This is a genomic window from Cupriavidus sp. LA-1, assembly GCF_055385985.1.
In genome coordinates this window covers 1656414-1681530 of the sequence record NZ_AP031387.1, presented here as the reverse complement: position 1 = coordinate 1681530, position 25117 = coordinate 1656414, and the positions used below count along the sequence as shown (strand labels likewise).

Here is a 25117-nt window from a genome sequence, read left to right as displayed (position 1 = left end):
ATTGCCTGAATCCGTTCTGCACACAATCGGACAAACGAGAGCACAGGCGTTCAAGCCAATGGACTGACCGTGCACGTACATTGGTGCAGGGGCGCGGTACAACTCCAGCTCGGAGTCAGTACAACCTGCGCCTTCCACGAATCCCAAGTAAAGGCCCCCCGTGACTGCCACCCTGCGCGGACTGACCCCGGTCTTCGGCTCATCCAATGATGCCAGCTTCGACGAGGCGCACTTTGAGCGCTATTCCGACCAGGCGCCCGGGCCCGCGTTCGCGCCCCGCTGCGGCGAGGCGCAAGCGCCCGCCCCGACGACATCGCCAGGGGTACCCGTCGAACACCTGGACCTGGCCACCGTCATTGCCGTGTCGCAGGCCGTGTCGGGCGAGGTCGAGCTGGACAAGCTGCTCGACAGCCTCATGCGCACCGCGATTGAACTGGCCGGCGCGCAGCGGGGATTGCTGATCCTGCCCCGGGGCACCGACCAGCGCGTCGTCGCCGAGGCGGCGACCTGTGGCGATGCCGTCGCTGTGCATCTGCGCGACCAGAGCGTGACAACAACTGAGCTGCCGGTATCGATGCTCCGGCATGTGCTGCGCACCCGCGAGAACATCAACCTTGACCATGCCACGGCACTGAGCCCGTTTTCAGCCGATCCGTACATCCTGCGGCGTCACCCCCGATCGATGCTTTGCCTGCCATTGCTGATCCAGGCCAGGCTGGTCGGGGTGCTCTACCTGGAGAACTTCCTTGCGCCCCAGGCCTTCGCGCCGAAACGGACCGCGGTGCTGAAGCTGCTCGCCTCGCAGGCGGCGATCGCGCTGGAAAATGCCTATCGGTACCGCGACCTGAGGCAACGCGAAGCCACGATCCAACGCCTGGTCAAGGCCAACTTCATCGGGATCTTCATCTGGCGCCTGGATGGCCGCATTCTCGAGGCCAACGAAGCCTTCCTCGACATGCTGGGCTACGACCGAGATGACCTCGCGTCGGCTGGCCTCAGTTGGGCAGACCTGACGCCCCCGGAATGGCACGAGCGCGACGCAAGGCTGGCGCAGGAATTCAAGCTGAACGGGGCTGTGCCGCCGTTCGAGAAAGAATTCGTCCATAAGGATGGCAGCCGCGTGCCGGTGCTGATCGGATCGGCAACTTTTGAAGCGGGTAAGGACCAGGGCTTGTCCTTCGTGCTCAATCTCACCGAGCGCAAGCGTGCCGAGGATGCGTTGCATCAGGCGCAGGCGCAGCTCGCCCATGTCACGCGCGTGACCACGCTGAGCGCGCTGACCGCCTCGATCGCCCACGAGGTCAACCAGCCCCTGGCCACCATCGTCACCAACGCCAACTCGGCCCTGCGCTGGCTCGACCGCCAGCCGCCCGATCTTGCCGAGGTACGGGACGCGGTGGGAAGCATCGTCCAGGCCGGGCATCGGGCCGGCTCGGTGATCGGGGGAATGCGCGCGCTGTTCAGGAAGACGACCGCCGCCACTGTGCGGCTGGACCTGAACGGGCTCATCGAAGACGCCAGGGCCCTTGTCCACGGCGAGTTGATTCGCCATCAGATCCTGGTTCGGACCGAGCTGGCACCTGACCTGCCGTCGGTGGCCGGCGATCGGGTGCATTTGCAGCAGGTGCTGCTGAACCTCATGTTGAATGGCATCGAGGCAATGAAAGAGGTGACGGGGCACCCCCGGGAACTGCTGATCCAGTCGCGGCGCGACGCCTCCGGGGCCGCGCTGGTCGCGGTTCAGGATACCGGCATCGGGCTCGCGCCAGAGTCCCTGGAGCGGATGTTCGAGGCGTTCTACACCACGAAGGCGGAAGGCCTGGGCATGGGCCTGGCGATCTGCAGATCGATCGTAGAGGCGCACCGGGGCCGGCTGTGGGCGCGCGCGAATGCGCCGTTCGGGGCCGTCTTCCAGTTCGTCCTGCCGGCTCAAGAGGACCAGATCTGACACGAACCACGGAGCGGCCGGACCCTGCCCCTCCCGCCGGCGCCCCTTGTCTCAGGGCGGCGGCTCGCCCCCGCGCGCCAGCAGGGCTTGCTCAATGCATCGGATGATGTCCGTATCCTGAAACGGCTTCCTGAGAAAGCAGGCCGCGCCCGCTGCCAGCGCGCGCTGCTCGGAGCCCTCTTCAGCAAAGCCGGTCATGAAAATGACCGGCTTGTCGAAGCCGCGTGCGCGCAATGCTTCGAAGAGTGCGAAGCCGTTCATGCCGGGCATGACCACATCCGTGATCACGCAGGCGATTCTGTCCAGCGCGGCAGACTGCAACAGGTCCAATCCGCCACTGAATAGTTCGGCGCCGAAATCATAAGAGCGCACCAGCCGTCCCATGGCATCTCTGACGGAAGCATCGTCGTCAACGATCGCGATCACGGGTGTAGCAGTCACACGAAATCCTCACTTGGTCATCGCGGTGACGGGAAACGCCGAGCCCTGGCCACCGCTAGCCTTCAGCATACTGCCGTCGACCGCGGCGCCCAATAGTACTGAAGTATTGTCCAATACCGCCGTACCTAGAAATTGTGCCGCATGCCCAGCGCCAGCGTCTGCGGAACGGCACCAGCGTGAATGCCCAGCTGATTGATGGCAAAGTCGTAGATCGCATTCTTCTTGTTCTCGATCCGGCTGTAGTACGTGTACAGCGCCGTGCGCTTTGACAACGGATACTCGTACCCTATCGTGAACTGAATGGCGCCTGTTTGCGCTCCGCTGCGGAAATTGCCGATGGTCTGCGTCGATGTACCGGTGCCATTGGCCGCATAAGCGAAGCCAATGCGCGCACTGCCGGTACCAAGTTGCTGCACCAATGAGGTATAGAACGCATTGCGCTGGAGGCTGCCGGTGTCGGTTCGGTAGTGCAAGTGTTCGTAGACCGCGGCGACACGCGTGCCGGAAAATATCTGGTAGGCCAGGCCAAACTTCAGGGCATCGTCGTTGCGGCCGGCAGCCTGGTAATTGTGGTGGACTTCGTACGCCACGGTTGCATTCAGAGGACCGCGGTCGAGGACAAGCGCAGCTGAATACAGCGCGGGATTGCGCGGGACCGTGAGTTTTTCCTCCGGCACCCCGACGCCCAGCCAAAGGCTGGCGCCTGCCAGCCGTGGTGAACGGTACTGCACAATGTTCTGCTGGCGGCGGTCGAACGAGCTGGTGTCCTGCACGTTGTTGGAGCTCGACGTGGAACCGTTCCCGATCAACGCCATGTAGCCGGCCGTGGTCGGGTAGTACGGATCGTAAGCCATGGTGGCCTCCGTATACGGTGTATGCCAGTGCCCCATGAAAAAGAGGCCATAGTCGCCTTGCAGGCCGATGCGAGAGTTGCGGCCGGCGATCTGGCCCTGGCCCGTGTCCAGGGACAGGTTGCTCTCGATCTGCCAGACCGCCTTCAAGGAGCCACCCAGCCCTTCCTCGCCGCGCAGGCCCCACACCGAACGATAATTGGTCTGCCGAACGACACTACCTGACGACGTGCCATCGGTGGCGGTGCTGGCACGCGAGTATTCGAGCGCAGTGTTCAGGCGGCCATAGATGGTCACGGTACTTTCGCCGAATGCAGATGTGCTCAACAGGAAAAGCACCGTGCAAAGGCAGGGTTGCAGACTAACGCGCGGCATTCTCGCCATTCGTATTGCTCTCAGCAGTCAGAGTCGGACCAGGCGTGCCGGTGATCTTTGGCATGCATTCCTTGTGGAACCATGCCACGGTAACCGGCTCGCCGGCGATCATGCGCTTGATCGGCGGCACCACCTGCTCGCCGATCAGCATGCCGAGCAGGCCGATCAGCGCCACAACGGGCGGGGCCGGCGAGCGGACCTGCATCAGCGCATAGATGATGCCGACCAGAATGCCGGCAGCCAGGGAAACAAGATAGAGCTTCATACGGGCCTCTCACTACGGAAACGGAAACATGATCAGGAGGTTCAGTGCTTGTCCGGGGGCAGTCCTACGCCCAGCAGATGCCGTACGCGCGGGGGCTCGGCGCCGGCGTGAAAGCCAGTCACTTCGCGCTGCAGATCGGCGTCGGCGTTCGGTACGCGCCGGTGCTGGCGCAAGTGCTCGGCCCATGACTCGACCAGGAACCACTCCGTCATGAGCTCGGGATTGCCCGGATCCTCCATCACGCCCCAGCTGAACGCGCCATCACGCAATCGCTCCTCGGAGAGCTTGTGCACGGCGTGCAGGAATCCGTCGCGATTGGCCGCAGGAATGCGGTACTCGATCAGGATCATCACCGGGCCGCGATCGTGCCCGATCTCGTCGGCCATTTCCGGCTCGGGCCAGTGGCGCGCGGGGCCGAGGTCTTCCTCGCCACGCGGCAGCCGCAGGCGGTGCAGCGCCAGGGCCGCGACAACCAGTCCGGCGCCGGCGATCAACAGCGCCTGCGGGGTGCCGAGCCCCTGCGCGACAAAGCCCCAGAGCAGGCTGCCGCCAGCCAGCGCACCGTTGAAGACCATCTGGTAGACCGCCAGCGCGCGACCGCGCACCCAGTTGGGCAGAATCGCCTGCGCGACGCCGCCGAATGTGGTCAGCGCCATGATCCACGCGGCGCCCAGCAGCAAGAGCAGCAGCAGCGCCAGCCACACCGGCGGCGCCAGGGACAGCGCCGCCATCACCAGTGCCGTCGCGATGGCGGACAGCAGCACCAGCCCGTCGGCGTCGAGTCGTCTCTGCAATGCCGGCATCGCCAGCGCGCCGAGGATGGCGCCCGCACCCACGCCCCCGAGCATCACGCCATAGAGTCCGGCGCCGCCGTGAAGCAACTGCCGAGCAACCAGTGGCAACAGCGCCCACACGCTGCTGCCGAAGGCGAAGTGCACGGCGGTGCGCGCCAGCACCACGTGCAGTTTGCGGTGCGCGCGCGTGAAGCGCATGCCGGCACGGAAGGCGCTGAAGAAGTGCTCGCGCAACGGATCGACCGGCCGCTCCGGGCGCCGCCACCAGATCAGCGCGGCGATCACGAAAACATAACTGAACAGGTCGACGCCGTAAGTCGTTGCCGCGCCGAATGCCGCGAGCAGCAGGCCGCCCGTTGCCGGCCCGATCGCACGCGCGATGTTCACGCCGAGCGAGTTGAGCGCCACGGCCTGGCGCAGCGCATTCTGCGGGACCAGTTCCGGCACGATCGACTGCCAGGTCGGCCCCATCATCGCCGCGCCGATGCCGCCCGCAAACGCCAGCGCGACCAGGACCTCGATGGTCAGCGCCTGACGCCAGGCCAGCAGCATCAGCGTGCCGCTGACCAGGGCCAGGCCGATCTGGATCACGATCAGGAAGCGGCGGCGGTCGAGGATGTCGGACAACACCCCGGCGGGAATGGCGAGCAGGAACACCGGCAGCGTCGATGCGGCCTGGATGGTGGCGACCGCAGCCGGCGAACTCGACAGGTCGGTGGCCAGCCATGCGCTGGCCACGTCGCGCATGAAGCTGCCGACATTGCCGAGGATCGTGGCGACCCACAGCACAGCGAAGGTGGGCCGGGCCAGCGGGGCGAAGGTGCCGCCCGGTGCCTGGTCCAGGGTGGTCGCAGCGGATTGCGTCACGGCCGCCCCGGTGCGCGCAGGTCTTCCCACGCCACCAGCACGAAAGCGCCGACCAGGCCCAGGTGCTCGAAGAACGCATTGGCCAGCATGAACCGGGCTTCGGGCGGCGCGCTCCAGAAGCGGTTGGCCATGAACGTCGCCGCCAGCGTGAACGCGGCCAGCGCCAGCGCGCCAAGCCAGCGCCAGCGGCCGAGCAGGATCATCACTGAGGCGCCGAGCTCCAGCACAATCGTTGCCGCGGCCAGCGGCGCCGCCGGTGACAGGCCGAAGTGCTGCATCTCGGCCACCGCGCCCGGGAAGTCAAACAGTTTGACCAGGCCGCCCTGGAGGTAGGCCGCGCACAGCAACAACAGCGCGATCCAGCGCAGCCAGCCCGGCAGGTGCCGTGGTGCTTCGCCGACGGTTGCCAGTGAAGGCGTCGAAGGTTGCATGCCCGGTCTCCGTTCAGGTTGGCGCGCGCTCAGAATGCCCAGCAGGAGCAGCCCAGCGCGCCCCAGAACGTGCTTTCATCCGAGGCCGGCACGTTCGAGGTCCAGGCTTTCGCATGCGCATGGCCATGCACGCCGCACGAGGAAGCACAACCGCAGGCCGTATTCAGCGCCAGTGCGCGGGCCTGGGCCTGTGGGCGCGGCTGGTACTGGCTGCCGTGGCGGGCCGGCGACCAGTCCGGCATCGCCGGCGGGATCTGCGGCGAATGCCTGCCAAACTCGCTGTCGCCGTAGACGACCTTGCCGCCGAGCACGGTCAGCACCGACGTGATGTCCTGGATGTCGTCGCCGGGCACCGCGAAGTAGTCGGCGGACAGCACCGCCAGGTCGGCCAGCTGGCCCGCCTTGATCTGGCCCTTCTTGCCGGTTTCGGACGAGAACCAGGTATTGGCCTCGGTCCACAGCCGCAGCGCGGTCTCGCGGTCGAGCAGGTTGGCCTGCGGGTACATCGCCATGCCGCCCACGGTCTTGCCGGTGGTCAGCCAGTAAAGCGACACCCACGGGTTGTAGGAGGCCACGCGCGTGGCGTCGGTGCCGGCGCCGACCTTGACGCCCTTCTCCAGCATTTTCTTCACCGGCGGCGTCGCCTCGGCGGCGCGCGCGCCATAGCGCTCGACGAAGTATTCGCCCTGGTAGGCCATGCGGTGCTGCACGGCGATACCGCCACCAAGCGCGGCGATACGGTCGATATTGCGGTCGGAGATGGTTTCGGCGTGATCGAAGAACCAGTTCAGGCCGCTGAACGGGATGTCGCGCGCCACCTTCTCATAGACATTGAGCGCACGCGAAATGGTCTCGTCATAGGTGGCATGCAGCCGCCACGGCCAGCGCTTCTCGGCCAGCAGGCGGATCACCGGCTCCAGATCCGCCTCCATCGACGGGGGCATGTCCGGTCGCTCGACGCGAAAATCCTCGAAGTCCGCGGCCGTATAGACGAGCATTTCCCCGGCGCCGTTGTGACGATACAGGTCGTCGCCCTGGCCCGGCCTGACCGCCGACGTCCACGTCTTGAAGTCATTCAGTTCCTCCTTGGGCTTCTGCGTGAACAGGTTGTACGCGAGCCGCACCGTGAGCTGGCCTTCCTTGTGCAGTTCCTCTATGACGCTGTAGTCCTCGGGGTAGTTCTGGTAGCCCCCGCCGGCATCGATCACCCCGGTAACACCAAGGCGATTCACCTCGCGCATGAAATGGCGCGTCGAGTTCTTCTGGTACTCGAGCGGCAGCTTCGGGCCCTTGGCCAGGGTGGCATAGAGGATCGTTGCGTTGGGCTTGGCCAGCAGCAGGCCGGAGGGATTGCCGCTTGCGTCCCGCACGATCTCGCCGCCCGGCGGATTGGGCGTGTCCTTGTTGTAGCCCACCGCGCGCAGCGCGGCGCCGTTCAGGATGGCGCGGTCGTACAAGTGCAGGATGAACACCGGCGTGTCCGGCGCCACCGCGTTCAGTTCCTCGATGGTGGGCAGGCGCTTCTCGGCGAACTGGTGCTCGGTGAAGCCGCCCACCACGCGCACCCATTGCGGCGCCGGAGTGCGATCCACCTGGGCCTTGAGCATGCGCATGGCGTCGGCCAGCGACCGCACGCCGTCCCAGCGCAGCTCCATGTTGTAGTTCAGGCCGCCGCGGATGATATGCATATGGCTGTCGATCAGCCCGGGAATGACCCGCCGGCCATTCAGGTCGATCACCGTGGTCTGCTTCGACGCCAGCTTCATGATCTCCTGGCGCGCGCCCACGCTGACGAAACGGCCTTCATGGATGGCGACGGCGTCGGCTTGCGGATTGGCGCGGTCCAGCGTGGTGAACTTGCCGTTGACAAGGATGAGATCGGGAGTCGGGGTCGGTGACATGGCGAGAAGCTCCGAAGAGGCTGCCGCGCCGATGGCGGCGGCCGAAGCGATGAATTGCCGGCGGGTGACTGACATTGGCTTATGCGTTCAGGAAGGCCAGCAGGTCGGCGTTGACCTGGTCGGCGTTGATCACGCACATGCCGTGCGACGCGCCCGGGTACACCTTGAGCGTGGCGTTCCTGACAATCTTTGCCGACAGCCGGGCCGAATTGTCGATGGGCACGATCTGGTCGTCATCGCCATGCAGGATCAGCGTTGGCACCGTGATCTTCTTCAGGTCCTCGGTGTAATCCACCTCCGAGAACTCCTTGATGCACGCGTACTGGCCCAGGATGCCGCCAGCCATGCCTTGCGCCCAGAAGGTATCGATGGTGCCCTGCGAGACCTTGGCGCCCGGGCGGTTGAAGCCGAAGAACGGCACGGCCAGATCCTTGTAGAACTGCGACCGGTTCTCGGCCACGCCCTTGCGGATGCCATCGAAGACGTCCAGCGGCAGGCCGTTGGGGTTGGCCGCTGTCCTGGCCATGATTGGCGGCACGGCGCCGATCAGCACGGCCCCGGCAACCCGCTTGGTCCCGTGGCGGCCGATGTAGTGCGCCACCTCGCCACCGCCGGTGGAATGGCCGACCAGCGTGGCACCCTTCAGGTCGAGTGCGTCCATCAGCGCGGCCAGATCGTCGGCGTACGTGTCCATATTGTTGCCCTGCGCCGGCTGGCCCGAACGGCCATGGCCGCGACGATCGTGCGCGATCACGCGGAAGCCCTTGCCCACGAGAAACAGCATCTGGGCATCCCACGCATCGGCATCGAGCGGCCAGCCGTGCGAGAACACGACCGGACGCCCGGAGCCCCAGTCCTTGTAGAAGATCTGGGTACCGTCCCTGCTGGTGATGTAGTTCATCTGTCCTGGTCCTCCGGAATGGCGAGGCGCGCCCGTCTTGCCGGCTGCATTGGCATCGGGGGCGCCGAAAGTCGTGACGGCGGCCACGGCGGCAGCACCGACCGTGCCCGCGCCGGAGACGAGCACCTTGCGCCGCGACGGCGAGTGTCCCGCTTCCTGTGTGTTCTTGTCTGCGTTCATGCAAATGGCTCGTTTGGCGTGCGAATGATCAGCGGGCCGGGACCGGGGCCAGCGACTCGTGCGGTGTGGCGGTGCGCTGCGCCGCCTTGTGGACCATCGTGTAGGCGTAGTCCACGCCCATGCCGTAGGCACCCGAGTGCTCCTTGACCAGCTTCATCACGGCATCATACGTATCGCGGTGGGCCCAGTCGCGCTGCCATTCGAGCAGCACCTGCTGCCAGGTCATCGGCGCGACGCCGGCCTGCACCATGCGCTGCATCGCGTAGTCGTGCGCTTCCTTGCTGGTGCCACCCGAGGCATCGGCCACCATGTAGATCTCGTAGTTGCCTTCCAGCATCGCGCACAGGGCGAAGGTCGTATTGCAGACTTCGGTCCACAGCCCGGCCACGACGACCTTGTTGCGGCCGTTGGCTTTCAGCGCGTCACGTACCTTCTGGTCGTCCCACGAGTTCATCGAGGTCCGCTCGAGCGTCTTCGCATTCGGAAAGACATCGAGGATCTCCGGGTATGTGTAGCCCGAGAACGACTCGCTTTCCACCGTCGTGATGGTGGTCGGGATATTGAAGATCTTCGCGGCCTTGGCCAGCCCCACCACGTTGTTCTTCAGCGCCTGGCGGTCCATCGACTGCACGCCGAAGGCCATCTGGGGCTGATGGTCGATGATGATGAGCTGGCTGTTTTGCGGGGTCAGGACTTCGAGCTTGGGGTTCGACATGGTCTGATTCCTCTATCACGGTTGGGGGCGAAGAGCGGGCGTCGCAGCATGCGCTGGACGGTCCGCCGGATGGCTTCGAAGCGCGGTCTTCCCGTCAGCGGGAATCGCACGATGCCACCGGGTGCAAGACTAGACAGCCCTCGCCGCGGCGGCCATCAGCCTTTCGTATTAGTTGCCGGTACGTTCCGCTGATTGATGCGAATGCTCAGCGTATGCCGGCGCGGCTTTCAGTTGCGTGGTGTAGTTCGCGGGAAGCCACTGGAAGCCGTGCGCATTGGTGGCGATATGGCCAAGGCCAGGGAAAGCGATATGCGCCGCCGCAACCCAGTAGCCTCGCTGCGCGGCGTCCGCGAATAGCCGCAGGCGCTGTTGCGCGGCCTGTGCAGCGTCGCTGTCGTAGCGCACAGTCACGCCCGGATCGGGAAACTGCACCGGCGCTACATGCACAGTGTCGCCCCAGACCAGCAAGACCTGTCCCGTACTCGTTACCCGATAGATGCTATGGCCCGGCGTGTGGCCGGGATCGGCTTCCGCGCGGATGCCGGGTACGATATCGGCGTCGGCATTGAATGTCTTCAACCGTTGCGCCGCGACATAGGGCCTGAGCGACGCCATGGCGCCATCGAACATCGGCAGCAGAAAGGCTGGCGCGTTCGCGCGAATGGCCGGGCTCAGCCAGTAATCGGCATCGCGCTGGGCAACATGGATCGTGGCATTGGGAAATGCCATGCGGCCATCCTTGACGATACCGCCGACATGGTCGGCGTGCAGATGAGTCAATAGCACGTCGTCTATCTGCCCCGGCAGATAGCCCGAGGCCTCGAGGCTTGCGAGAAGATGCCCGCCTTCTGCGCCATACAATGTACCGGCGCCGCTATCAATCAACACCAGGCGCCTTCCGGTGTTGATCAGGAAGGCGTTGATCGATCCTTCGACCGGTGCGGACAGATGCGCCGCGGCCAGCAGTGCCTCGGCCTCGCCTGGGCTCGCCTGCGCCAGCGACACCTGCGCACGGCTGTCGGGAGCGCCCGAAGGCCGGCTCAGCACCTGCTGTGCCGGAAACGGGTGGGTGCCGTCGAGCAGTGCCGTGATCTCAAAGTCGCCGAGCATCATGCGGTAGAAGCCAGGGGCCTGGAAGCGGGCCTGTGGCGCGGCTGCGCACACGATGCCAGGCGCAAGCAGGTCTGCAAGCCCGGCGACGATCAGGAGAATTGCGCGGACGCACATGAAACGGGGGCGGGCCATTGGCGTAATCTCATTGGTTGGAAGCGCACGTGGCGCAGATGCCCGATTGCGACTTCGCCATAGACACCCCTACAGGGTCGTCGCCAGGCTCGCATCCAGGGGATGATCGCGCCTTGCCAGGTCGCTGGCATTAACACCATGGTATGGGTGGTATGCCTGCGGGAGCTGTGCTCCAATTCGCGCGATCGGGAATGACGGGCAGCGCCACCAGTGAACTGGGACGACACACGCATCTTTCTGGCGATACATCGCCAAGGCACGCTGCGCCGCGCCGGGAAAGCGGCGGGTGTGGACCAGGCCACGGTGGGGCGAAGGCTGGTCGCGCTGGAGCACGCGCTGGGCGCCACGCTGTTCTTGCGGACATCGGGGGGCTATGTGCTGACGCCGGCCGGCGAGAAGGTGCTGCGTTCGGCGCAGAAGATCGAAGAATTCGCCAACGAGTTGGTGCGCCAGGCCCAGGGCGGGGACAACCGGCTGGCCGGCGAGGTCAAGGTGACCACCACTGACTCGCTCGCGCTGGAGTTCGTGATTCCGGCCATCGCCCGACTGCATGCCGGGCACCCGGAGGTGCGCATCATGCTCAATACCTCCACGCAGATGCTCAGCCTTGCCAGGCGCGAGACCGACATCGCCATCCGCAATATAAAGCCCGAGAGCCCCGATCTGGTGGCGAGGCGGCTGGCGCGTTGGCCGATCGGGCTCTATGCGTCGCAAGAATACCTGGCGCGCCACGGCGAGCCGACGCCCGGCGAGGGTTTCGCAGGACATGACCTGGTCTTCTACGAACCGTACCTGGCAACCAGCCGCCCGCCCACGCTGGTGGGCGAGTCCATTCATGCGGGGCGGCTGGTCTCTGGCGTCAATTCGAGCCTGATGCTGCGCACGATGATTCGCACAGGCATGGCAATTGGGGAAGTACCGACGGCGCTTGCCGAGCGCGACGGGCTGATCCGGATCTGGCCCGGACACGAGCGCACGGGCGGATATGAGGTATGGCTTGTGACTCACCAGGACCTTCGACATACAGCGCGGGTCCGCGCCGTCATGGACGTCGTGGTTGAGGCCTTCCGCAACACGCCGTGATGCAAATTTGCATTGGACCTCCGGCAAAGTGCCGCATCCAGACCGTTTCGGGCATTCCTATACTGGCCACATCGTGACCTTTGATGGTCGCTTCTGGAAAAGTAAAGGTGCCCAATGAGATTCCGTACCGCCCCTGCGGCGCTGGCGGCTACGCCGGACGCTCCGCGCGTGTGGCAATACATCATGGCTGGATTTGCCGCCAGCCTGGTCAGCATCGGCCTGGCCCGTTTTGCCTATGCACCCCTGGTGCCGCCGCTGATTGAGGCGCACTGGTTCTCGCCGTCGAAAGTTGTGTTCCTGGGTGCCGCCAACCTGGCGGGTTACCTCATTGGTGCGCTGATCGGCCATCCTTTGGCGCGGCGTCTGTCAAGCGTATCCGCGCTGCGCTCCATGATGGTGATTGTCACGATTGCGTTCGTTGCCTGTGCCTGGCCGTTGTCTGTCCCATGGTATTTCACGTGGCGACTGCTCTCGGGGATCTCCGGAGGCGCAATCATGGTGCTCGTTGCCGCTACAGTGTTGCCCCATGTACCCCGTGAGCGGCGCGGCGTCGCCGGAGGCGCCATCTTCCTCGGCATCGGCGCAGGCATCGCCGGTTCGGGCACCATCGTGCCCGTCCTGCTCGATTTTGGCCTGCGCACCACCTGGCTCGGCCTGGCAGCGATTGCCGCTGCCTTGACCGCTGTCACGTGGTTTGCCTGGCCCGAGCATCATGCCCGGCAGCGTGCCCCGCATGGCCCGCAACGCGGCGCCGCCATGGACGCAAAAGTCGTGCTGCTGTTTGGACAATACGGACTGATGGCAGTCGCACTGGTGCCGGCGATGGTGTTCCTGGTGGACTTCGTGGCGCGGGGTCTCGGAGCAGGCGCCCATGCCGGTGCGCGCTTTTGGGTCATCTATGGCGTGGGCGCGATGATGGGCCCGCCGCTCTATGGCTGGCTGGCGGATCGCCTCGGTGCGCGCGCGGGCTTGCGGATCGTGTTGCTGGTACAGTCGGCGGCCGTGGCTGTGCTCTGGCTGGCAAATCATCAGACCTGGCTGGCCATTGCCACCTTGTTTATCGGCACGTTTCCGCCGGGCATCGTACCACTGGCGCTGACGAGGATTCACGAGCTGATTCCGCACGATGAGCATGCCCAGAATCAGGCTTGGAGCCGCGCGACCATAAGCTTTGCGACATTCCAGGCCGTGGCTGGCTATGCCTACTCCGGGATCTTCGCGGCAACGGGCGGCCACCATCGCGTGCTGTTTGGCATAGCCGTGGCGGCACTTGCGATCGCACTGCTGGCAGAACTGGCTGGCCTGAAGCGCTTTACGCGCGGCGCTCGCGACACCCGACCGTGACGCTTGTCCTGTTCCGGATCTGGAGGAGACCATCTGATGGCGGCGGGCAGGGGCGCTAATATCTCGGTATTATACGAAGCGCAGTCCGACGGGGCTATGCTGTCCAGGCGGGCAGTGGACGCGTTGGAATCCCTGTCATCGGCCATGACTATTGAAAGATTTCGCGTGACAGCCATTCCCGTGTTCGCCATTGTCACCGACGACGTTTGCGTCAGCCATGCCACAGGACAACACGTGCGCCTCCTCGACCTGGCCACCCTCAGCGCCGCACCATGACGACCGACAATATCGGCCAGCCAGACGCTATCGCGTTATCCGACTATCGTTTCGAGACGATCCATCAGGATGGCATCGTCGCCTTCTCGCGCGGCATTCATGCATCCACTGGCGGGAGCGTATTGATCGCGCATGCCGCGTCGAACCAGGTGGAATGCGATGCCGCGCACCGTATCCGAAACGAATACGCGCTGCGCACGCTGCTGCGCGATGACTGGGCGCTGGTTCCGCGCGGCATCAGCCACTACCGGAGCGGCATAGCCTCGCTTTATGACGATCGCGCCGACGACCCTTTGGTCAGGTTGCTGCCAGGGCGCCAGACCGTGGGACGCGTACTGGGCATTGCACTCGGCGCCACCGCCGCGCTGAAATCCACGCATGAGAGCGGCCTGATCCACCGGGCGGTGACCCCGTCCAGCCTGTTCATCGATGCGGCGGGTCAATGCCGTATCGGCCATTTCGGCTTTGCGGTGCGCCAGTCCGGTGGGCCGGGTCACCATGACGCCAGCCACGCGCAGCCCGCGGCGATGATGATGGGTGGCGAAGCGCCGGCCTACATGTCGCCAGAGCATACCGGCCGTACACGCCATGCCATCGATGCCCGCAGCGACCTGTACTCGCTTGGCGTGATCCTCTATCAGTTGCTGACCGGGCAGTTGCCGCTCGTCGCCAGGAATCCGGGCGACCTGGCTGAATGGATCCACAGCCATGTGGCCAGTGCGCCGGTGCCGCTCCACAAGATCGTCCCGGAGATTCCGGAACCCCTTTCCCGCGTCGTGCTCAAGCTGCTCGACAAGAACCCGAGCCGCCGCTACCAGTCGGCCGCCGGGCTTGAGGTCGACCTGCGGCGCTGCATGGCAGCGTGGCAGGCGACCGGGGACATCGCGCCTTTCGCGCCCGGCGAGCGCGATCAGCCCGCCGGCCTCGACCTGCCCGATGGCCTGTTTGCGCGCGATGCCGCCTTGCACCAACTGTCCGCGGCGTTTGGCCGCGTGATCACCGCCAAATGCTCCACGGCGGTGGCGCTGACGGGCCCGTCGGGGATCGGCAAATCCGCGCTGATGCAGGCCTTCGCCAGGTCGCTGCGGCCGCAGCGCGCATGGTGCGCCCTTGGCAAGGCCGACCAGTTCCGCCAGGACGTGCCATACGCGCCAGTCGCCGAGGCCTTCCAGGGGCTGGTCCACCAGATCCTTGGCCTGCCCGAGGACGAAGTCCGCGCGTGGCAAGGACGCCTGATGCATTGCCTGGGCGCCTACGGTGAACTGGCGTGCAGCATTGCGCCGGCGCTGCGACTGCTGGTGAACGATTTCCCGCCGCTGCCCGCCTCGGAAACCACCGACGCCGATGTCCATGTCGATCTTGCGATGCGCCAACTGGTGAGCGCATTCTCGCGCCCGGACTGCCCGTTCGTATTGCTGATCGACGATTGCCAGTGGCTGGACACACCGTCGCGGCATCTGCTTGCCCGGCTGGTGCGTCACCCTGCCCCGCCGCCGCTGCTGCTGGTCTGCAGCGCACGAGCCCCCGGGGCCGATGCGCTGGTACGCCTGCGGCAAAGCGTGCCGGTACACGACGTGGTGCTGGACGGGTTTTCCGAGGCGACCGTGGCCAACCTGCTGGCGGAGACCTTGCGTACGCCGGCGCGGGCACTTCTGCCGCTGGCCCGGCTTGTACATGACAAGACGCTAGGCAACCCCTTCTTCGTCATCCAGTTCCTGACCACGCTGGTCGATGACCGGCTGCTCGTGTTTTCGTCCGATGCGGATGGCTGGCAGTACGATCTCCCACGCATCGCGCAGCATGCGCTGACCGATAACGTGGCGGCGCTGGTGCTGCAGCGCCTGGGCCGCCTGCCCGATGCAACCCGCCGATTGCTGGGCGGCATGGCTTGCCTGGGCCGTCGCGCCGAAATATCCCTGCTGTGCGGAACCTTCGCCCTCAACGAACGCGCGCTGCACGCCCGGCTGGCGCCGGCCCGTGCCGCCGGCGTGGTATTGCTGGCGCAAGACGGCGCCTATGCCTTTGTGCACGACCGCGTCCAGGAAGCGGCGCACGCCGGACTGGCGGCCGCCGAGCATGCCGATGTCTGCCTGCGCGCCGGCCGGCTGCTGGCGGCCCGGGTGCGCGACGATGTCGGCGACGAGGTGCGCGACGACGTACTGTTCCGTGCCAGCGGCCTGCTGGCGCAGGCCGAGGCACTGGTCACGACGCCGGAGGAGGCGCTGGAAGTGGCCTGGTTGTTCCACACGGCCGCATTGCGCGCCCGGCGCGCGGCGGCGTATGGTGCGGCGCTGGGCTATGTGGAAGCCGGCATGGCCTTCGTGCGCAAGGCCAGCGCACAGCCGGATGCTGGCCAGGTCCTGCACTTTGCCTTGCTCGAACAACAGGCGACCTGCTGGTTCCAGCTAGGACGCCTCGATGAGGCGCTGGCGCTGGCCTCCCGGCTGATCCACCAACCGGCGAGCCTGCTGCAGCAAGCCGGCGTCTACCGGCTCAAGATCGAAATGCATACGCGCCGCTCGGAGAACACGCTTGCCGTCGAGACCGCGATCGCCAGCCTGCGTCCGCTCGGCATCGCGCTGAGCCCGCACCCGGGCGCGGCGGTATGCGACGCGTCGTACAACGCGATCCGCCCGCTGCTGGCGCCGGACCAGCTGCCCGGGATCATCGCGCTGGCACAGGTTCGCGATGCAGAGACCGAGGCCGCGATGAGCCTGCTGTCCGCGCTGCTGGTACCGGCCAGCTTCACCGACGAGAATCTTGCCTTTCTCGGCCATTGCGAAATGCTGCGGCTCACGCTCGCGCACGGCATGGCCGCACCCTCCACCGCATCACTGGCGTGGCTGGGGGTCATGGTCTGCCACCGCTACGGCGCCTTTGCCGACGGCTTCCGCTATGGGGAAATGGCCCGCCGGCTGGTCACGCATCATGGCTACGCCGCCTACGAAGCCCGCACGCTTCTGCCCCTGGACCAGCTCAGCGTATGGACCCAGCCGCTGTCGTATTCGATGGAGTGCGCGCGCGCGGGCCTGGCCTCGGGCATGGCCCACGGCGACCTGACCACGGCATGCTACGAGTGCTGCCACATCGTCGCCATCATGATGGTTCGCGGGGACCGCCTGGACGAAATCCAGGCCGAGATCGGGCGCGGGCTGGAAGTGGTGCGCCGTGCCGGCTTTCATGACGTCGAGCAGATCCTGCAGTTGCAGCAGCGCTATGTCGATGGCCTGCGCACGGCGGGATTTCCATCCCAGGACGCCCCCGCGCTCGATTTCGATGCCGCGGACGGCGCTGCCGGCGAACGACTTTCGACGTCCGTGTTCTGGCACTGGCTCTATCGTGCCACGATCCTGTTTCTCGCGGATCAGCCTGAGCTGGCAGCACAGTGCCTGGACCGGGCAGCGCGCCTGGCCTGGTCGGCGCCGGGCCACATCCACCAGCTCGACTTTCACCTGTACCGCGCGCTGGCCATCGCCACCCTGCCCGGCTCGCCGGACCCGGCGGCATGGCAGACGCTGCGCGCCGATGCACGCCAGATCCGTACCTGGGCCGATGCCAACCCGGCGATGTTCAGCGACAAGGCGCTGCTGGTAGAGGCGGAACTGGCAAGGCTGGAAGGCGACGCGCTGGGCGCCATGGCCGGCTACGAAGCGGCGATTGCGCAAGCGGCGGCACAAGGATTCGTGCAGATCGCCGCCCTGGCCTATGAGCGGGCGGCGCGGCACTGCAGCACGCTGGGACTGGGATCGGCGGCACGGGCGCATCGGCGCGCTGCCCGGGATCACTATCTGCGCTGGGGCGCCACCGGCAAGGTCGCGCAGATGGAGGCGCAGCATCCCGATCTTGTCGACACCGCAGCGCCGCGCACCTGGTACCTGGGCGGCGGTCAGCAGTCAGTTGACGCCGAAAGCGTGATCAAGGCGTCGCGGGCGTTGACCGAAGAAATCCGGCTGGACCGCCTGATCGACAAGCTGATGACGGTCGCGCTGGAATATGCGACCGCGCAGCGTGGGCTGCTGATACGCATCCAGCCCGAAGGACCATTGGTGGAGGCGTGCGCCGACACCTCGACAGAGGGCATACGCGTGCATCTGGTGCAGGACCGGCTGGCGCCGGACGCGCTGCCGCTGTCGATGTTCCATACGGCCATCCGCTCGGGCCAGGTAGCCATGCTGGGCGGGCCTCAACCCGCTGACGCGTCCGTCATGGATCCCTACCTCCTGGCGCATCCCGAGTGCTCGGCCGTCTGCATTCCGATGCTGCGGCACAACGAAGTGATCGGCGCGCTCTACCTGGAAAACCGCCTGCTCCGCGACGCCTTCACGCTGGATCAGACGCGGCTGCTGGAGCTGATCGCCGCACAAGCGGCGATTTCGCTGCGCACCGCGCGTCTGTACGACGACCTGCTCTCCGAAAACGAACGGCGCAAAAGCGTGGAGCGTGATTTGCGGGCCAGCGAGGCTTCGCTGGTCATGGGCGAGAAAGTGAGCCACACCGGCAGCTGGCGCTGGGACCTGCGCCAGGATCGCTTCCATTGCTCGGAAGAGCTGCGGCGCATCTATGAGCTCGACCCCGCGCAGTCCGAGATCGCCTTCGAAGACTTCGTCGCACGCATGCATCCCGAAGACAGGGCTGCGATCCGCAAGGTGGTGACGACGCATGTCGAACAGTGGCTGCCGATCCGCGTCGAGCATCGGATCGTCCGCACGGATGGTTCCATACGCCACCTGGAAGCCGTGGGCGAGCCCCTGCCGGCGGAAGACGGCACGCTCGTGTATGTCGGCACGGTCACCGATATCACCACACGCCGGGAAGCCGAAGACGCCGTGCGCAGCGCGCAGGCCGACCTGGCTCGCGTGGCCCGTGCCACCACAGTCGGACAGCTTACCGCGTCGATCGCGCACGAGATCAACCAGCCGCTGATGTCGATCGTCTCCAACGCCGGCGCCGGGCTGCGGTGGCTGACCCGCCCCGTTCCCGATATTGCCAATGCACGCGAAAGCCTGGAGGCCATTGCCAGCGAAGGCCAGCGTGCCGGCGACATGATTCGCAGCTTGCAGTCGCTGACGCGCAATGCCGCGCCCGTGCTTGCACCGGTGGACATCCACGAGGCCGTGCGGCATATCCTGGTCATTTCGCGCAGCGAGATCGAGCGGCGCCACATCGCCGTCAAGCTGGCGCTGCATGCCGAACATCCGACCGTGTTCGGCGACGGCATCCAGCTCCAGCAGGTGATCCTGAACCTGGTGGTGAACGCCCTGGACGCAATGAGCGAGCGGAACGACCGTCCGCGCGTGATGCATATCGTCACGCGCCTCGTCGACAGTGCCGCGCTGGAGCTGAGCGTGGCCGACACCGGCGTGGGCATTGGCGACAACCTGATTGAACAGGTCTTCCAGCCCTTCTACACGACCAAGGCCAACGGCATGGGCATGGGGCTGTCGATCTGCCGGTCGATCATCGAAAACCACAAGGGACAACTGCGCGCGGCGCCGCTGGTGCCGTACGGCAGCATGTTCGCGTTCACCATACCGATCCACGGCGGAGTCTAGCTTTCCGCCCGAGACCGGGGTACATGCCGCAATATGGCGTAAGCCGCGCCGGATCGGTCTCAGGGCGGCCAATCAGCCGGCCCCTGCGCCTATTGCGAACTGGAAAGCGCCACTGCCGCGCCCGGCCCTGGTGCTTTCTCGGCCGCCTCTCGCGTGTGCGTGCTGCCTACGAACATGTACATCGCCGGCACCACAAACAACGTCAGCAGCGTGCCGATGCCAAGGCCCGCGAAGATCACCAGCCCCATGTCGTGGCGGCCCGCGGCGCCGGCGCCGGTCGCCCACACCAACGGCGCCACACCCAATACCATGGCTGCCGTGGTCATGAGGATGGGGCGAAGGCGCACTGCCGCCGCCTCCTGGATCGCCTCACGCTTGCTTCGGCCGGCGCGCTGCAGTTCGTTGGCAAACTGCACGATCAGAATCCCGTGCTTGGTAATCAACCCAAGCAGGGTGACCAGGCCGACCTGGGTGTACACGTTGATCGAGGCGAATCCCGTGGTAATGAAGGCGAGCGCGCCAAAGAGCGCCGGCGGCACCGAGAACAGGATGACCACGGGATCGCGGTAGCTCTCGAACTGGAAAGCAAGTGCCAGGTAGACGATCAGGACCGAAAACAGGAGCAGACCCAGGAAGCCACCGGACTCCTGCACAAACTGACGTGATTCTCCCGCGTAGTCGGCCGAATAGCCTTTTGGCGCAACCTTGCTCAGGATGGCTTGCAACCTGGGCAGCAACTCGCCCTGGGAGAGCCCGCTGACACCCGAGATCGTGGCTGAATTGAGCTGCTGGAAGTGATTGATCGACTGCGGCTGGACCGACGTCTCGACATGGGCCACGGTGCGCGCGGGAACCATGGCTCCGGACGGCGTGCGGATGTAGTTGTCGAGGACTTGATCCGGATTGAGCCGGTCGACCTGCAGGATTTGCGGAATCACCTTGTACGAGCGCCCGGCAATCGAGAAATAGTTCACGTAGTTGCCACCGAGCGCCGCTGACAGCGCAGCACCAAAATCCGCCTCCGTCATTCCCATGGCGGCGAGCTTCTCACGGTCGACAACCACCTTCGCCTGAGGCTTGTCGAGCTTGAGATCGAGGTCCGAGAACCAGAAGAGTTGCTGATTCTGCGCCTCTGCCATCACCGCCCTGGCGACCTCGTTCAGGTTCTCGATCGGCTCGGTCGTGGTGATGGCGAACTGAACCGGCAACCCCTGCGACCCGGGCAACGAGGGCAGCGGAAACGCGGCAATCTGCGCGCCAGGGACGTTGTTCCACTTACGCTGGAGGTCAAGCACGAGGTCAGCCTGCGTGCGGTCACGTTGCGCCCACGGCTTGAGCAAGACCCCTCCCAATCCCTGATTGAGCGAAGGTACGCCCGTCAACTGGAACATCTGGCTGTATTCGGGTTCCTTGCGTGCGATCTGATAGGCCTGGTCAGCGATCCGCTGCATCTGCCCGGGCGAAGCATTGGCCGCACCCTTGATCTGCATGAACACCAGGCCCTGGTCTTCGGTTGGAGACAGTTCGCTCTTCGCGGTGAGCGCGGCCGCCCCCGCCAGCAGAAAGAGGATGAATCCGAATGCGACCAGAACCGGCCAAACGCCGACCGCTTTGGCAAGAATGAAGTGATAGCCGCCGCGAAGCCGGTCGAAGTAGCGGTCCAGCAGCAGCGCGAAGCGCCCCTCCTCCTGACCGCTCCTGAACATGCGCGACGTCATCATCGGGGAGAGCGTGAGCGCCACGACAGCGGAAACAACGACCGCGCCCGCGAGGGAGAAGCAAAACTCCTTGAACAACGCGCCAGTCAGGCCGGTTCGCAGGCCGATGGGAACGTACGCCGCCACCAGGACCACGGTCATGGCGACAATCGGGCCACCGAGTTCGCGAGCCGCAATGAGTGCCGCTTCAAGTACACCCTTGCCTTCCTCCTTGATATGGCGGTCGACGTTCTCCACCACGATGATGGCGTCGTCCACGACGAGCCCGATCGCAAGCACCAACGCAAGAAGCGTCAGCAAATTGATGGAATAGCCGAGAACGAACATGATGAAAAACGTACCGACCAGCGAAAGCGGTATCGCCACCAGCGGAACGATGACGGCGCGGAACGAGCCAATGAACAGGTAGATCACGATCGTGACGATGACCAGCGCTTCGGCCAGCGTCTTGACCACTTCCTCGATCGACGTATTGATGTATTCCGTCGAGTCGTAGACGATGGCGCCGGTAACGCCGGAGGGTAGCTGCGATTGAAGCTCCGGGAAGATCGAGCGGATCTTTGCGGCGACAGTCAGGATGTTGGCGTTCGGGGCAACCTTGATGCCGACGAATACAGAGCGCTTCCCGGAGAAGGCCACGCTGGTGTTGTAGTCCTCGGCCCCGAGCGTCACGGTGGCCACATCCTGGAGGTGCACCAGCGCGTCCCCGCTCTGCTTGACGATGAGCTGCCTGAATTCTTCAACGTTATGCAGGTCGGTGCCGGCCGTCAGATCCACCGTGACCATCTGGCCCTTGGTCGAACCGAGCGCAGACAGATAGTTGTTGCTCGACAACGCGGCATAGACATCCTGCGCGGAAACGTTGTGGGCCGCCAGCTTGGCCGGATCCAGCCAGGCGCGCAGGGCGAACTGGCGCCCTCCCAGGATCTCGGCTGTCTGCACCCCTTCGATCGAATCGAGCTTGGGTTTTACGACCCGGACCAGGTAATCGGTGATGTTGTTGGTGGGCAGAGTGTCGCTATAGAAGCCGATGTACATGGCATCGGTGGTCTGGCCGACAGCGACGGAGAGCACCGGCTGCTGCGCCTGGGCCGGCAACTGGTTCCGAACCGAAGTGACCTGGGTGTTGATCTCCGTCAGGGCCTTGGTTGCATCGTAATTGAGCCGCAGCGTCGCGGTGATCGTCGAAACGCCCAACACGCTCGACGAGGAGAGATAGTCGATCCCCTGAGCCTGGGCAATCGCGGATTCGAGCGGCTGTGTAATGAATCCCGCGACGGTCGCCGCATCGGCACCGTAGTAATTGGTCGTAATGGTGACGACCGCATTCTCGGTGCGTGGCCACTGCGCGACGGGAAGGCTGGAGATGGCGCGCATGCCCAGAATCAGGATCAGCGCTGAAATGACGACTGCCCAGACCGGCCGCCTGATGAAGATGTCTGTGAATTTCATGGCAGCCTCACTTTTCCTGCGGCGTTGGGGTCGCCTCATTCGCCGGCTGGTTGCTGTTGTCGATCTTCACCGGCGAGCCATTCTTGAGCTTCATCTGGCCACTCGTGATCACCATGTCGCCTTCCTTCAATCCGCTCAGTACGGCGACCTGATCGCCGCGCGTCGCCCCGGCCTGGATGAAGGTTTGCTGCGCGGTCAGCACGCCTTGCCCCTGCGCATTCCTTTTCATGGCGGCGATGAAAACGGTGGTGCCATAGGGGTTATAGGTCACGGCCGTCTGCGGAACGGTCAGATGGCGCTGAGGGGATCCCGATGTGACGACGGCACGGGCAAACATCCCGGGCAGCAACAGCTGCTGCGGATTCGGGACGGTCGCCTCCACCGTCACGTTCCGCGTGGTCTGATCGACTTTCGTGTCGATGGCCGTCACCTGGCCAGAGAACATCTGCCCGGGAAGCCCTTCCGTGCTGACAGAGACGGTCTGTCCCAACGCAATCTGGGACTTCTGACCCTGGGGCACGTTGAAGTCGATGTAGATCGGATCGAGCGTGGTCAGGGTCGCAATCTTGTCGCCGGGATTGAGGTATTGGCCAGGGTTGATGCTGGTGATGCCGATACGTCCTGCAAATGGCGCGGTGATCGACTTTTTTGCGATCAAGGCACGTTGCTGCTCGACCGCGGCGTGCCTGGATTTCCAGTCGCTCTCATCGGCATCGACCTGTGCCTGGGAAATGGCGTTTTCCTTGAGCTGCGCCCTGTCCCGCTGCAGAACCGTGGCAGCCAGATTGGCCGTCGCCTCCAGCGAGCGTAGTTGAGCAAGATCCGTGTCTGCATTGAGTTGCAGGAGGACCTCGCGGGCGGAAACGTCCTGCCCCGATTTGAAGGCGATGGCGCGGACAATGCCCCCGACTTCGGTGGTCACGTCAACGCCACGGTAGGCCTTCATGGACCCCACGGCTGAAACACTGGGCTGCCAATCGGCGAACCGGGCAGCCATGGCGGTCACCGCAGCCGGAGGCTGAGGGGCCTTCGCCTGCGCGATCACCCTGGAGATCTGGACAAATTTTGTTCCGGCGATGATCAGCACAATGACCAGGACCGCGCCGAGCATGATCAACACTGGCCGCAGCAGGCGGCGCCTGGAACGTGCGCCAGAGGTTTCCACCCGGGCGGAGGGATTAAGCGTGTTATCTGACATGGGTATTCTCACGGATTCCGTTGCTCAACGCGGGGCGAAGAAGTCGTTTCGCTTGCCACCTGTGCAAGCGCTTCGGTACGGTTCCACCAGCCGCCGCCCAACGCCTGGAACAGCGCAACGGTGTCGCTGTAGCGGCTGGCCTGAGCCCGGACGCGTGCCAGGATGGCGTTCTGGTAGGTTTGCTGGGCGTTCAGCAGATTGACGTAACCCACCGCGCCGAGCCGGTACTGGGTCTGCGTGAGGTTCAGGCTATCGCGCGCCGCGCGCTCGGCTGCCACCTGTTCCTTGAGGGATTCCGCATCGGTTTCGAGTGCTCGCAGTGCGTTGGCGACGTCCTGGAATGCACTGATGACCGTGCCGCGGTACTGCGCCGCGGATGCGTCGAAAGCGGCGTCCGCCGCCAGCTTGCGATGCCTGAGCGCTCCCGCATCGAAGATCGTTTGCGTCACCGAGCCGACCAGGCTCCAGATGCCGGTCCCGGACGAGAACAGATTCGCAAGACTGGATGCATTGCTTCCCAGCGAGCCGGTAAGGCTGAACTGCGGCAACTGGTTGGCGATGGCAACGCCGACGTTGGCGCTGGCCTGGTGCAAATGCGCTTCCGCGGCGCGTACATCGGGGCGCTGCTCCACGATCGCCGATGGCAGGCTGACAGGCAGCTCGTCCGGCAGATGAAGCCCCGCCAGTTCAAAGTGCTCGACCCGCTCCTGGTTGGGGAAGCGCCCCAGGTAGGCGGTCATCTGGTTGCGGGCCTGGTCAAGTTGCTTCTGCAGCGAAGGAAGGGTCGCCCGCGTTTGCGCTAACGCGGCTTCCTGCGCAAGGACGTCGACATTGGATACTGCCCCCAGTCGAAGACGCGACTTCACCAGGTCGAGCTGCGCTGTCTGGAGACGCACGATTTCCTGCGTCGCGGCAATCTGATCCCGAATCGATGCGAGTGTCACCGCGGTATTGACGACATTGGCCGTCAACGTAAGGTACGTCGCCTCCAGCTGAAACCACTCGTACTCTGCCTGCGCCGACGCTGATTCGATCTGGCGGCGCGTGCCGCCGAACACGTCTGGCGCATAGGAGACACTCAGCGATGCGGTGTGAACGGTCAGTAACTGGGGGGCAAACCCGCCAAAGGAGGTCTTTTCCCTGGTGGAGGACGCGCTTGCACCCACCGTCGGAAAGAGCGACGCGCGATCGGCGTACACCAGTTCGTTTGCCTGACGCAGCGAAGCCTGCGCGGCCGCGACGTCCGGGTTGGCGCGCATCGCCTCTTCCACGAGTTCATTCAGCGCGGGCGACCGGAACAAGGTCCACCAAAGCCCCGGAATGTCCTTGCCGGCGACCAGGCGCTGGGAATTGCCGCCCGACACATCGGCGGATGCGGTGGCGACCGGAAGCTCGTCGCGCGAGTAACCGGCGCCTTGCGCGGTCGTCGGCCGGACGTAGTCGGGCCCGACAGCGCAACCCCAAAGCAGGATGGCGCCCAGCAGGCTCAATCGTGGTGTCCAGAGACGCGGTGCGGAAAACTTCATTGCGGGGCCTTGTCAGGAGTGTCAGACTGCTTTGCGGCGAGGCCCGCCATCAGG

At 65.1% G+C, this 25117-nt stretch carries 17 protein-coding genes; 5 read left to right on the top strand and 12 right to left on the bottom strand.

Going from position 1 to position 25117, the window contains the following annotated elements:
- The first annotated feature begins 160 nt into the window (after window positions 1-160).
- Window positions 161-1948, top strand: a complete 1788-nt coding sequence (locus tag ACZ5MJ_RS07955; protein WP_464223286.1) for an ATP-binding protein — start codon at window positions 161-163, stop codon at window positions 1946-1948.
- Window positions 1949-1999: 51 nt separating this feature from the next.
- Here ACZ5MJ_RS07955 and ACZ5MJ_RS07950 read toward each other — a convergent pair whose 3' ends face one another.
- The 9 genes from ACZ5MJ_RS07950 to ACZ5MJ_RS07910 all read right to left on the bottom strand — a co-directional run bounded on the left by ACZ5MJ_RS07950 (window position 2000) and on the right by ACZ5MJ_RS07910 (window position 10782).
- Entirely contained in the window at window positions 2000-2389 is a 390-nt protein-coding gene (locus tag ACZ5MJ_RS07950) for a response regulator transcription factor (RefSeq protein WP_464223285.1), read from the bottom strand.
- Window positions 2390-2514: 125 nt separating this feature from the next.
- The gene (locus ACZ5MJ_RS07945; protein WP_464223680.1) at window positions 2515-3615 is read right to left on the bottom strand and encodes a porin; all 1101 of its coding nucleotides are present in this window, start codon (window positions 3613-3615) and stop codon (window positions 2515-2517) included.
- Window positions 3602-3880: a XapX domain-containing protein gene (locus tag ACZ5MJ_RS07940; RefSeq protein ID WP_464223284.1), complete on the bottom strand. Its 279-nt coding sequence runs from the start codon at window positions 3878-3880 to the stop codon at window positions 3602-3604. Before ACZ5MJ_RS07940 ends, ACZ5MJ_RS07945 begins: the two co-directional genes overlap by 14 nt.
- A 41-nt stretch (window positions 3881-3921) precedes the next feature.
- A complete protein-coding gene (locus ACZ5MJ_RS07935) occupies window positions 3922-5541 on the bottom strand; it encodes an MFS transporter (RefSeq protein ID WP_464223282.1) in 1620 nt (539 codons plus the stop codon).
- Window positions 5538-5972: a DoxX family protein gene (locus tag ACZ5MJ_RS07930; protein ID WP_464223281.1), complete on the bottom strand. Its 435-nt coding sequence runs from the start codon at window positions 5970-5972 to the stop codon at window positions 5538-5540. The genes ACZ5MJ_RS07935 and ACZ5MJ_RS07930 overlap by 4 nt, the downstream gene beginning before the upstream one ends.
- 29 nt (window positions 5973-6001) lie before the next feature.
- On the bottom strand, window positions 6002-7948 hold the full coding sequence (locus tag ACZ5MJ_RS07925; protein ID WP_464223280.1) for an amidohydrolase: 1947 nt from the start codon (window positions 7946-7948) through the stop codon (window positions 6002-6004).
- A gap of 4 nt (window positions 7949-7952) precedes the next feature.
- Complete coding sequence (locus ACZ5MJ_RS07920; protein WP_464223679.1) at window positions 7953-8774, bottom strand: alpha/beta fold hydrolase; 822 nt, start codon at window positions 8772-8774, stop codon at window positions 7953-7955.
- Window positions 8775-8982: 208 nt separating this feature from the next.
- Complete coding sequence (locus tag ACZ5MJ_RS07915; RefSeq protein ID WP_464223279.1) at window positions 8983-9669, bottom strand: hydrolase; 687 nt, start codon at window positions 9667-9669, stop codon at window positions 8983-8985.
- 168 nt (window positions 9670-9837) lie between these two features.
- On the bottom strand, window positions 9838-10782 hold the full coding sequence (locus ACZ5MJ_RS07910) for an MBL fold metallo-hydrolase (protein ID WP_464223278.1): 945 nt from the start codon (window positions 10780-10782) through the stop codon (window positions 9838-9840).
- Between the two features lie 342 nt (window positions 10783-11124).
- Between ACZ5MJ_RS07910 and ACZ5MJ_RS07905 the strand changes: the two genes are divergently transcribed.
- From ACZ5MJ_RS07905 to ACZ5MJ_RS07890, 4 genes are all read left to right on the top strand, one after another.
- Window positions 11125-11997 (top strand): LysR family transcriptional regulator, encoded by an 873-nt coding sequence (locus ACZ5MJ_RS07905; protein ID WP_464223277.1) that lies wholly within the window; start codon window positions 11125-11127, stop codon window positions 11995-11997.
- 183 nt (window positions 11998-12180) lie between these two features.
- Window positions 12181-13341 carry a YbfB/YjiJ family MFS transporter gene (locus ACZ5MJ_RS07900; RefSeq protein WP_464223276.1) on the top strand — a complete coding sequence of 387 codons (1161 nt, stop codon included), beginning with the start codon at window positions 12181-12183 and terminating at the stop codon, window positions 13339-13341.
- Between the two features lie 36 nt (window positions 13342-13377).
- The gene (locus ACZ5MJ_RS07895) at window positions 13378-13617 is read left to right on the top strand and encodes a hypothetical protein (RefSeq protein ID WP_464223274.1); all 240 of its coding nucleotides are present in this window, start codon (window positions 13378-13380) and stop codon (window positions 13615-13617) included.
- On the top strand, window positions 13614-19169 hold the full coding sequence (locus ACZ5MJ_RS07890; RefSeq protein ID WP_464223273.1) for a trifunctional serine/threonine-protein kinase/ATP-binding protein/sensor histidine kinase: 5556 nt from the start codon (window positions 13614-13616) through the stop codon (window positions 19167-19169). The genes ACZ5MJ_RS07895 and ACZ5MJ_RS07890 overlap by 4 nt, the downstream gene beginning before the upstream one ends.
- Before the next feature lie 89 nt (window positions 19170-19258).
- Here the strand turns inward: ACZ5MJ_RS07890 and ACZ5MJ_RS07885 are convergent, their stop codons facing one another.
- Genes ACZ5MJ_RS07885 through ACZ5MJ_RS07875 form a run of 3 tightly spaced genes read right to left on the bottom strand, consistent with a single transcriptional unit; the run spans window position 19259 to window position 25027 of the window.
- Window positions 19259-22339 (bottom strand): efflux RND transporter permease subunit, encoded by a 3081-nt coding sequence (locus ACZ5MJ_RS07885; protein WP_464223272.1) that lies wholly within the window; start codon window positions 22337-22339, stop codon window positions 19259-19261.
- A 7-nt stretch (window positions 22340-22346) separates the two neighbouring features.
- Window positions 22347-23537, bottom strand: a complete 1191-nt coding sequence (locus ACZ5MJ_RS07880; protein WP_464223271.1) for an efflux RND transporter periplasmic adaptor subunit — start codon at window positions 23535-23537, stop codon at window positions 22347-22349.
- An 8-nt stretch (window positions 23538-23545) separates the two neighbouring features.
- On the bottom strand, window positions 23546-25027 hold the full coding sequence (locus ACZ5MJ_RS07875; protein ID WP_464223270.1) for an efflux transporter outer membrane subunit: 1482 nt from the start codon (window positions 25025-25027) through the stop codon (window positions 23546-23548).
- Window positions 25028-25117: the final 90 nt, after the last annotated feature.